This is a genomic window from Rhodopseudomonas sp. (genome assembly GCF_013377015.1).
Classification (GTDB): domain Bacteria; phylum Pseudomonadota; class Alphaproteobacteria; order Rhizobiales; family Xanthobacteraceae; genus JARJEH01.
The window spans coordinates 1-3,258 of sequence record NZ_JACABA010000013.1; the positions used below are offsets into that span (position 1 = coordinate 1).

At 66.2% G+C, this 3,258-nt stretch carries 2 protein-coding genes; both read right to left on the reverse strand.

Features of this window, described 5'->3' with window-relative positions; genetic code table 11:
- Nucleotides 1–2: 2 nt before the first annotated feature.
- Nucleotides 3–488, reverse strand: coding sequence for a chemotaxis protein CheW (locus HXX15_RS22930; protein ID WP_296519221.1), 486 nt, complete (start codon nt 486–488; stop codon nt 3–5).
- Nucleotides 485–3,253: a hybrid sensor histidine kinase/response regulator gene (locus HXX15_RS22935; protein WP_296519222.1), complete on the reverse strand. Its 2,769-nt coding sequence runs from the start codon at nt 3,251–3,253 to the stop codon at nt 485–487. Before HXX15_RS22935 ends, HXX15_RS22930 begins: the two co-directional genes overlap by 4 nt.
- Between the last annotated feature and the right edge of the window lie 5 nt (nt 3,254–3,258).

A 3,258-nucleotide genomic window follows, 5' to 3' on the forward strand; every position in this document is an offset into this window, starting at 1 on the left:
CGTCATGCTGCCAATTTTGCGGTTCCGATTTCGAGGACACGGTCGACGTCGAGGACGACCATGAGCTGTCCGTCGAGGCGGTGGACGCCGTCGGACATGACGGCCATGCGGGGATCGAGATTGACCGGGTTGACCTCGCGGCCGGCGTCGGGGAGCGTCAGCACTTCGCCGATAGTGTCGATCAACAGGCCGTAGGATTCGCCGCGCAGATCGACGCCCATCGCCATCGGCGGCTTGCCGTCGCTGGCTTTCGGCAGCCCGAGCCGGGCCCGCATGTCGATCGCGGTGACGATCCGGCCGCGCAGATTGAGCACGCCGGCGACGTCGTCCGGCGCCAGCGGCACCCGCGTCAGCCGTTCCGGCATGAACACGTCCTGCACCCGGCTGATCGGCAGCCCGAACAATTGTCCGCCGATCATCGCGGTGGCGTATTGGGTGGTGCCGCCGCCGACATTGTCGATAATGTTGGTCATGATTGGGTCTTTCATGCGGCCTGATCCAGCTGGGCGGGGTGGCCCGGATGGGCGGTCTGTTCCTTCAGCGCCGCGATCAGCCCGGGGCGGTCGAACTTGGCGACGTAATCGTGGAACCCGGCCTGCCGGCCGCGCTCGATCGCCGCCGGGTTGACCAGCGAGCTCAGCGCGATGATCGGCGTCGTGGCGAGCTTGCTGTCGGCCCGGATCGCCTCGGCGAACTCGAAGCCGTTCATCTCCGGCATCTCGATGTCGGTCAGCACCACGTCGAACTGGTTGCCCGAACGCAGCATGCCGAGACCCTCGACCGCGCTGGTCGCCAGCCGCACCCGGTAGCCCGCCGCCTTCAGCACCGGGCCCAGCATGTTGCGGAAGAACGCCGAGTCGTCGACCAACAGGATCGACTGCGCGTTGGTCGATTGCTTCATTTCCTTGCGGCTGAACCAGTCGGCGAACGCCATCGGCAGGAAGTGCCCGACGTCGATCACCTCGGTCGCCAGCGCCTTGATCACCGCCGAGCCCAGCACGCCGTCGCGGCTCGAGCCGACCTGGATGGTGAGATGCTCCTCGACGATGTCGACGATCTCATCGACCGCCAACCCCATGGTGCGATCTTCGTCGGCGAACACCAGGATCGGCTGCACCCCGGTGGTGGCGACGCTGACGCCGTCCATCAGCACCAGCGGCATCAGCTGATCGCGATACTGCACCATGTGGCGGCCGTTCGAGAACTCGATCTTGTCGGCCGCGATCTCCTCCAGCCGCGTCACCAGCGACAGCGGCACCGCCTTGGGCTGCGGCGAGCCGGCGCGGAACACCAACAGCGAGGTCAGCTGCTCGGCGCTGGCGCCGCGCGCCGCCGCGTTCTGGTCGGAGATGTCGTGCTGCGCCGCAACCGAGGTGCCGAGCGCCTGCGCGATCCCGTTCGGGTCGACGATCATGATCACCGCGCCGTCGCCCAGAATGGTGTTGCCGGAGAACATCCCGATGTGACGCAGCTTGGTCGACATCGGCTTGACGACGATTTCTTCGGTGTGGAACACGCCGTCGACCACGATCCCGAAGGTCTGGCTGCCGACCTGCGTCACCACGATGAAGCCGTTCTCCGGATCGCTCAGCGCTGCGCCGTCGTCGATCTGCAGCAACTTCTTCAGATGCATCAGCGGCAGCAGCTTGTCGCGCAGCCGCAGCACCGGGGTGTCCTTGATCCGTTCGATGCGGTGCTCGGAATTGGCCCGCGCCCGCACCAGTTCGACCACCGCCAGTTGCGGGATCGCAAAGCGGTCGCCGGCCGCTTCCACGATCAGCGCCGAGACGATCGCCAGCGTCAGCGGGATCTTGATGGTGACGCTGGAGCCCTCGCCCGCCACCGACTTGATCTCGATGGTGCCGCCGATCTGGTCGATATTGGTGCGCACCACATCCATGCCGACGCCGCGGCCCGACACGCTGGTCACCGCCGCCGCGGTCGAGAACCCCGGCGCGAAGATGAACTTGTGGATCTGCGCTTCCGTCATCTTCTCGATGTCGGCTTCGCTCGCCAGACCATTGGCGACCGCCTTGGCCTTGATCTGCGCGGTGTTCAGCCCGCGGCCGTTGTCGGCGATGCAGATCACGATATGGCCGCCCTCGTGATAGGCCGACAGCCGGATCGTGCCCTGCTCCGGCTTGCCGGCGGCGGCCCGCTCGGCCGGACGCTCCAGCCCGTGATCGGCGGAGTTGCGCACCATGTGGGTCAGCGGATCCTTGATCAGATCCAGCACCTGACGATCCAGTTCGGTGTCGGCGCCGTGCATCTCCAGTTCGATCTGCTTGCCGAGTTCGCCGGCCAGATCGCGCACGATCCGCGGCAGCTTCTGCCAGGCGTTGCCGATCGGCTGCATCCGGGTCTTCATCACCCCGTCCTGCAATTCGGCGGTGACGGTGGACAGCCGCTGCAGCGGCACCTTGAACTCGGTATCCTCGTGGCGGCGGCTGATCTCCAGCAATTGGTTGCGGGTCAGCACCAGCTCCGACACCATCGTCATCAGGTGCTCGAGGGTGTCGACATTGACCCGGATCGACTGGTTGGCGACCCGGTCGCCCTCCGGCGTGTCCAGTTCCACCGCGGTCTTCTTCGCCGCCGGTTTGGCGGCCGGCTTCGGTGCCGGTGCGACAGCAGCCGCAACAGGCGGCGCCGCAGCCACCGCCGCGTTAACATCTTCTTCACCTTGCTGGCCCGGCGCGATCGACGGCGCCGCGATCTCGGTCGCGGTCTCCTGGAACGCCCGCTCCAGCTCGTCCAGCGACACCTCGCCAGGACGCAGCGACCGCTCCAGAATCTGCGGCACCGCATGCGCGTCGGCAACCGGCGCCAGCTCGGCAACCGGTTCAGGCGCCGCGGCGGCTTCCTTCATCGCCGCCATGCCGCGCTCCACCAGCAGCTGCAACTCGTCGATCAGATCGGCGTCGACCCCCTCGGGCTCAGCCTCCGTCGCCTCCAGCCCGCCCAGAATCTCCTTGATCCGGTCGATCGTCGACAGGATCGAGCTCACCGCCTCCCCGGTCACCGGCATGCCGTCGCGGAACTTGCCCATCAGCGTCTCCGCCGCATGCGCCAGAGCCTCAAGCCGCGGCAGACCCAGAAACCCGCAGGTTCCCTTGATGGTGTGAACAAGACGGAAAATGTTGTCCAATATCTTCGCGTTGTTCGGGTCCTGCTCAAACCGGACAAGCTGATTGTCAACCGTGTCCAGACTCTCGTTCGTCTCAGTCAGAAATTCACGCAGAAGATCGTCCATGACAC

Excerpts from the sequence above, each read along its gene's own strand:
- HXX15_RS22935 (WP_296519222.1), bottom strand. The coding sequence starts at position 3,253 with ATGGACGATCTTCTGCGTGAATTTCTGACTGAGACGAACGAGAGTCTG.
- HXX15_RS22930 (WP_296519221.1), bottom strand. The coding sequence starts at position 488 with ATGAAAGACCCAATCATGACCAACATTATCGACAATGTCGGCGGCGGC.